We start from the raw sequence: 6,000 nt of genomic DNA on the forward strand, positions 1-6,000 counted from the left end.
AGGTGTGCCTGTTGCCCGCGCCGGGCAACATCGGATGCCATGAGGACGGCCGCTGAACCTGTCGAGGTCCGGCGGCCGTCCGCCGTCCGGGCGCTCACCACGCTGCTCGCCGTGACCGCGGCGGCCACCGTCGTGGTCGAGCTGCTCAACTACTGGTACGCCCCGGAGCAGGAGTTCGGTCTGGCCGTACGCACCGGCTGGGCGATGCTCCGGTCGCTCGGCTTCCTGCTGCTGATCGGCCACGTGAACAAGGGACGGGTGGGTGCCCGGCCGTTCGGGCTGATCCTGGCGGTGACCACGATCTTCGCGGTCGGGCGGCTGATCGTGCCCCGGCAAGGGGTGCCCGCGCTGCCCGGCCTGGTCGGGTTCGCCGTGCTCACCGCGCTCTGCGTCGCCGTCGTGGTGCTGCTCTACCGCTCCGAGGCGATCCGCGCCCATCTGGTCCGGCACCGCAAGGGCCTGGTCGTCGAGGGCGGGACGATCGCCTGGCGGGAGGTGGCGCCGAAGCGCCCGCAGGCGAACGGCTGGCTGCTCACCGCCCGCGTCGCGGCGTTCACCTACAGTCCGCTGATGCTCGTGCCCGCGCTGGTGGCGACGGGTGCCGTGCTGGACGGGCGGCTGGCCGCCGTACCGGCATTGATCTTCTGGTTCGGCGCCGGCATCGCGGTCAGCTACGCCGTGCTGTTCTGCACCGCCTTCCTGCTGCGTGACAAGGCGTGGGCGCGGAAGGGCCTGGTGGCCGTCACCCTCGGCGTACTCGCGATCGACCTGCCCCTGTGCTGGTGGCTGCTCGGCATCGACGGCCTGATCCGCGACGGCGCCCCCCTGGTGACGGCCGCCGCCCTGACCCTCTGGTCCCTGACCCGAGCCACCCGCACCCGCACCCTCACCCCACCCCGTTGATCATGAAGTTGGCGGCGATTTCGATCCGTTGATGCCGCCAACCTCATGATCGTCGCCCGGGGCGGGGTGCGGCGGGGCAGGATGAGGGGGTGTGGGACGTCGTGGTGGTGGGGGCGGGGCCCGCTGGGGCCGCCGCGGCGCTCGGCGCGCGGCGGGCCGGGGCGGCGCGGGTGCTGCTGCTCGACCGGTCCGACTTCCCTCGCGACAAGGCGTGCGGGGACGGCATCGCCGCGCACGCGCTGGACGTCCTCGCCGAGCTGGGCGTGACCGGCGCTGTCGACGGCTACCCGCCACTGCCCGCGCTGCGCCTCGTGGGGCCCGGTGGCGGCACCGTCGCCCGGACGCTGCCCCGGCCCGCGTACACGGTGCCCCGCGAGGTGTTCGACGCACGCCTGGTCGCGGCGGCGGTCGCCGCCGGTGCGGAGCTGCGGCGGCACACCGTACGCCGGGTGGAGATCGCCGCCGACCGGGTGCTGCTCGACGGCGAGCTGTCCGCGCGGGCGGTGGTCGGCGCGGACGGCGCCGGATCGGTGGTACGGCGCGCGCTCGGTCACCCGGTCAACCCGGACCGGCACCTGGCGCTCGCCATCCGGGGCTACGCGCCGGCGCCGGCCGGGCCGCCGGAACAGCTCATCGTGACCTCGGCGGCGCGCTGGCCCGCGTACGCCTGGGCCTTTCCGATCGGCGACGGTCGCGCGAACGTCGGGTACGGGGAGGTGCTGCGCGGCGAACCGCTCAGCCGCGCGCACCTGCTGGACCGGATGGCCGTGCTGCTCCCGGGCGTCGACCCGGCCACGGTGACCGGGCTGCGGGCGCACCACCTGCCGCTGTCCACCCACCGGCCGGCGCCCGGCCGCGGACGGGTGGTGCTGGCCGGGGACGCGCTGTCGCTGATCAACCCGTTCACCGGCGAGGGCATCTTCTACGCGCTGCGCTCCGGGGCGCTCGCCGGCGCGGCGGCGGCCGGCTCCCCGGCCGAGGCCGCCCGGGCGTACGCCGCCGCGCTGCGCGCCCGGCTCGGCACCCACCTGCGGCACAGCTCGGTGGCGGCGTGGCTGGCCCGGCGGCGCCGGGTGGTCGACGCGGTGGTCGGCGCGGCCCGGCGGGACGAACGCGTCTACCGCACCGTGGTGGAGCTGGGACTCGGCGACGGCCGGCTGGACGCGCGCACCCTGATGGCGATCGGGGCGGACCTGCCGCGACCGCGCCGGACCGTCTCACCGTCAGGTGATATGCCACCGAGACACTGATCTCTCCCGCGGGTCGCTACCCTGCAAGGTGATGACTCTGCGGAAACTCCTCTACTCCGTGTACGAGCGCCGGCTGACGGCGAAGCTCGCGGGCAAGCCCGTACCCGCACACGTCGGCGTGATGTGCGACGGCAACCGCAGATGGGCCCGGGAAATGGGCTTCGTCGACCCGAACGACGGCCACCGGATGGGCGCCGAACGGATCAAGGAGCTGCTCCGCTGGTGCGACGCGGCAGGCGTCGGGCACGTCACACTCTGGCTGCTCTCCACCGACAACCTCTCCCGCCCGGCCGCCGAGCTGGACCCGCTGCTCCAGATCATCGAGGACCTCACCACCGAGCTGGCCGAGGAGGGCAACCCCTGGCGGCTGCGGATGGTCGGCGCGCTCGACGTGCTGCCGGCGCAGCACGCCGCCGCGCTCAAGGCCGCCGAGGAACGCACCCGCGACCGCGACGGCGGGGCTCAGGTCAACATCGCGGTCGGGTACGGCGGGCGGCGCGAGATCGCCGACGCGGTCCGCTCGCTGCTGGTGGAGCACGCGGCGAACGGCGGCACGATCGAGGAGCTGGCCACCTCGATCAACGTCGACCACATCTCCGAGCACCTCTACACGAAGGGGCTGCCGGACCCGGATCTGATCATCCGGACCAGTGGCGAGCAGCGGCTCTCCGGCTTCATGCTCTGGCAGAGCGCGCACTCGGAGTTCTACTTCTGCGAACTGAACTGGCCCGACTTCCGCAAGGTCGACTTCCTGCGGGCCCTGCGCTCCTACGCCACCCGCCAGCGCCGCTTCGGCACCTGACCCACCCTCGCCCCCGCCCGCGCCGCCCCAGCCCCGTCGCCCCCGCCCGCCCGCCTCGGCGATCTTGCACTTGCTGCCCCGACAAAGGGGGCATAAGCCGCGCCCTCGGGGCAGGAAGTGCAAGATCGCGGGGGAGAGACCGGGCCGCGCGGAGACCGGGGTCAGCGGAGGTGGGGCAGGGCTGAGGTGAGGAAGTCGGCCAGGGCGGCGGGGGAGTCCAGGGTCAGGTCGGCGGCGTCGGCCACCTCGTGACCGGTCTCCGGGTTGGCGACGGCGACGCAGACGCCGAGGAAGTCGGGATCGTCGGCGGCGCGGGCGCGCAGCGCGGCGAACGCCTTGATGTCGGAGACGTCGTCACCGAAGTACCAGGCGCCACCGGCGTCCCGGACCGTCTCGCCGATCACCATGCCCTTGTCCCGGTCGACCGGAGGCTTCAGTTCCAGCACCATCCGGCCCGGCTGGGCGCGCAGCCCCAGCCGCTCGGCCTGGGCCCGGCCCCACTCCTGCACCAGGTCGCCGAGCTGCGGGGCGGTACGCCAGTGCAGCGCGACGGAGAGCCGCTTGTACTCGACGAGCGCGCCGGGCGGCAGTTCGGCGCGGGCCTGCTCGGCCAGCTCCGACATGGTCGGCACCCACGGCAGGGCGGCCGGCTCGGTGACCGTCTCGCCGCCGGAGTGGCTGTGCTCCAGGCCGTAGAGCCCGTACAGGTCGATGCCGGTGAGGCCGCCGAGGTGGTCGCGGAGGAAGTCCACCGGGCGGGCGGAGACGATGGCGATCCGGCGGACGTGCGGGGCGAGCGCCTCCAGCGCGGTGAGCACGTTGGGCGCGGGCCGTACGGCCGTGGGATCGTCGTCGACGGGCGCCAGGGTGCCGTCGAAGTCGAAGAAGAGGACGACGTCACCCGCGCGGTCGGCGGTGGCACGCCAGGCGTGCTCCGCGTTCAACGGGGTCTTCGGCTGCTGGTTGCCCAGATTCAACGGCGGCACGCGCGTCAGCGTACCCCGCGCCGGGCGGCGTATTCGTGGCCGAGATGTGACGTCGGAACGACGTGGTGATCAGCGTTCGGCGGCTCCTCGTCCCCGGCGACCGAACGGCACCACTGCTGCCTCCTGCCCGTGGCTGAGCAGGTAGCCCTCCACGAAGCCGGTGTTGCGGTCGCCGGTGTGCGCCTCGATCTCGTTGAGCCGCGCCACCAGGAACTCGGTGAGCGCGCTGACCCGGTCGTTTAGCCGATCGTGCAGCTCGGCGACGACGGCGAGGATCACCGCGGTGCCGGCTGTGGTGAGCGCGAAGAGGTTGACGACCAGGGGAAGCTGCCCGCCGTCCAGTACGCCGACCACCACGTTGCCGGTCACGCACGATGTCAGCGACACCACCGCGACCACGACTGCCAACCATTTCAGGGTCATGGACAGACCCCTCCTTCTGTCCCGCAGGGCTGGGTTCGGCTGTGTCCCGTCCCCCCGCCGATGACGAGCCCCTAGCAGTACAAACGTGGACGCTAGCGGGTCCGATCCGTCCCCGCGGCGAAACGATCGGGTCCGACCTTCCGTTCTTTCGCCATCTGAGGAACTACCCGGCCTGTTTCCCCCTATTTCGGACACCGCCCGGCAGTGTCGGGCGATATGCGAGGTAACGAATGGTTTCTCGAATGTGGAACTTCTCCGCGTCGGACACGGTCGGGTCGACCAGCCGGCGCAGCAGCGCCTCCACGTCCGGGTCCATCGGGGGCGGGGCCGGCGCGGGACGCGGCCCGGCGGCCCGGTCCCAGCCGAGCGCGGTGAACGCGGCGGCCGGATCGAGCCCCAGCCCCTCGCAGAAGGCGACCACCCGCTCGGCCTCCGGGTCGCTGGCCCAGTCGCCGCGTACCCATCGGTTGATGGTCTGGCGGGAGACGCCGGTGCGCCGGGAGACCTCGGTGCCGCTCCAGGCCCGCAGCGCGCGGGCGTCGTCGAGCGCGCGCCGGACGAAGGTGGCGAACGCGATCTTCCGTGCGTTGGTCGTCTCGGTCACCCCGTGACGGTACGGCCAGTCGGTCCCGGGAGGGCGGCTCGGCACGCTGCTGTCACGCCGACGTGACGCTGATCGCGGATTTCCGGTAAACGATCCAGTGCTGCTCCTGAGGGGTGTCACCCGGGCAGAATAGATGGACGCCAGTACGGCGGCAAAGGCCTGAAAAGCTGATACTGTCACGCTCATGAGACAACTTACGTTGTGTCACGTGCTTGAGACGACGAGTGCTCACATGCGTCACTCCGCGGGTGCCGAGGGGGTCTCGTGACCGAACTCGCGACCCGTGCCCAGGCCTTCGGGCTGATCGCGGACGGAGTGTCCGCCGGGCTGAGCGCCCCCTGGCGTCTCTATCTCGCCCGCGGGTGCCGGTACCTCTCACTCAGCGTCGGCGACCGGGGGGAGTGGGACGCGTGGCGGACCCACCTCGGCTGCCCCGAGCTGAGCGTGCGGGTCTACGACTCCGGCGGCGAGATCCGCCGGGCGTCGGTGGCCGAGGTGATCCTCGACGGATGCCGGATCAGTGTCGAGCTGGTCGAGGAGGTCAGCACCGACGACCTGGAACGGCTGCTGGTGGTCGACCCACTTACCGGGACGGACGAGCGATGACCCCCTTTCTCGCCGTGGTGCTCGTCCTCGTGCTCGGCTCCACCTGCTACGCGGCCGGCCGCCTGCACGGCCAGCTCAGCTACCGCATCGGCTACCGGTTCGGTTACCGCCAGGGCTACTTCGACGGTGACCGGGGCGCCTGGAACCGCCGCCGGCGCGACGCCCAGGCGGCCATCGCCTCCGCGCTGTCCGGTCCCGGTCCCACGGTGGTGACGTCGGCCGGGCGCTCGGCCGTGCCGTTCGCCGGCACCTCAGTACCCGCGGCGGTCGCCGCCCGGCCCGGCTCCGCCCCGGCCGTCCGTGTCACCGCCACCGGCCGGCTCGGCGCCGTCGGGCGGGTGGGCACCACGTACACCGGATCGTCGTTCGGCGCGGCCGGCGCCGGACCGCGGGCCGGCACGCTGGTGCGCCGCCAGGGCTGAGGCC

Annotated in this window: 8 protein-coding genes; 5 read left to right on the top strand and 3 right to left on the bottom strand. The window is 73.0% G+C overall.

Annotated elements, in window-relative coordinates; genetic code table 11:
- Nucleotides 1–39: 39 nt before the first annotated feature.
- The 3 genes from AC2CHG_RS08325 (at nucleotide 40) to AC2CHG_RS08335 (ending at nucleotide 2,955) form a co-directional block, all read left to right on the top strand.
- Nucleotides 40–903: a hypothetical protein gene (locus tag AC2CHG_RS08325; RefSeq protein WP_484524480.1), complete on the top strand. Its 864-nt coding sequence runs from the start codon at nucleotides 40–42 to the stop codon at nucleotides 901–903.
- A gap of 89 nt (nucleotides 904–992) precedes the next feature.
- The gene (locus AC2CHG_RS08330) at nucleotides 993–2,153 is read left to right on the top strand and encodes a geranylgeranyl reductase family protein (RefSeq protein WP_484524481.1); all 1,161 of its coding nucleotides are present in this window, start codon (nucleotides 993–995) and stop codon (nucleotides 2,151–2,153) included.
- A gap of 31 nt (nucleotides 2,154–2,184) precedes the next feature.
- On the top strand, nucleotides 2,185–2,955 hold the full coding sequence (locus tag AC2CHG_RS08335; protein WP_013284060.1) for an isoprenyl transferase: 771 nt from the start codon (nucleotides 2,185–2,187) through the stop codon (nucleotides 2,953–2,955).
- A gap of 161 nt (nucleotides 2,956–3,116) precedes the next feature.
- Here the strand turns inward: AC2CHG_RS08335 and otsB are convergent, their stop codons facing one another.
- The 3 genes from otsB to AC2CHG_RS08350 form a co-directional block, all read right to left on the bottom strand.
- On the bottom strand, nucleotides 3,117–3,941 hold the full coding sequence (gene otsB, locus AC2CHG_RS08340; RefSeq protein WP_262012542.1) for a trehalose-phosphatase: 825 nt from the start codon (nucleotides 3,939–3,941) through the stop codon (nucleotides 3,117–3,119).
- A gap of 69 nt (nucleotides 3,942–4,010) precedes the next feature.
- Nucleotides 4,011–4,364, bottom strand: coding sequence for a hypothetical protein (locus AC2CHG_RS08345; protein WP_013284062.1), 354 nt, complete (start codon nucleotides 4,362–4,364; stop codon nucleotides 4,011–4,013).
- 163 nt (nucleotides 4,365–4,527) lie between these two features.
- Nucleotides 4,528–4,968 (bottom strand): helix-turn-helix domain-containing protein, encoded by a 441-nt coding sequence (locus AC2CHG_RS08350; protein ID WP_355506670.1) that lies wholly within the window; start codon nucleotides 4,966–4,968, stop codon nucleotides 4,528–4,530.
- A 264-nt stretch (nucleotides 4,969–5,232) separates the two neighbouring features.
- Here AC2CHG_RS08350 and AC2CHG_RS08355 point away from each other — a divergent pair, with 264 nt between their 5' ends.
- Together AC2CHG_RS08355 and AC2CHG_RS08360 are read left to right on the top strand one after the other, a co-directional pair.
- Complete coding sequence (locus AC2CHG_RS08355) at nucleotides 5,233–5,574, top strand: hypothetical protein (RefSeq protein WP_262012540.1); 342 nt, start codon at nucleotides 5,233–5,235, stop codon at nucleotides 5,572–5,574.
- Entirely contained in the window at nucleotides 5,571–5,996 is a 426-nt protein-coding gene (locus AC2CHG_RS08360; protein WP_120571626.1) for a hypothetical protein, read from the top strand. The genes AC2CHG_RS08355 and AC2CHG_RS08360 overlap by 4 nt, the downstream gene beginning before the upstream one ends.
- The last annotated feature ends 4 nt before the right edge of the window (nucleotides 5,997–6,000 follow it).

It is taken from the genome of Micromonospora sp. ATLC20, assembly GCF_057196585.1.

What these genes read in the sequence shown, in the direction of transcription:
- AC2CHG_RS08345 (WP_013284062.1), bottom strand. Translation starts at nt 4,364, where the DNA reads ATGACCCTGAAATGGTTGGCAGTCGTGGTCGCGGTGGTGTCGCTGACA.
- AC2CHG_RS08360 (WP_120571626.1), top strand. Translation starts at nt 5,571, where the DNA reads ATGACCCCCTTTCTCGCCGTGGTGCTCGTCCTCGTGCTCGGCTCCACC.
- AC2CHG_RS08335 (WP_013284060.1), top strand. Translation starts at nt 2,185, where the DNA reads ATGACTCTGCGGAAACTCCTCTACTCCGTGTACGAGCGCCGGCTGACG.
- AC2CHG_RS08325 (WP_484524480.1), top strand. Translation starts at nt 40, where the DNA reads ATGAGGACGGCCGCTGAACCTGTCGAGGTCCGGCGGCCGTCCGCCGTC.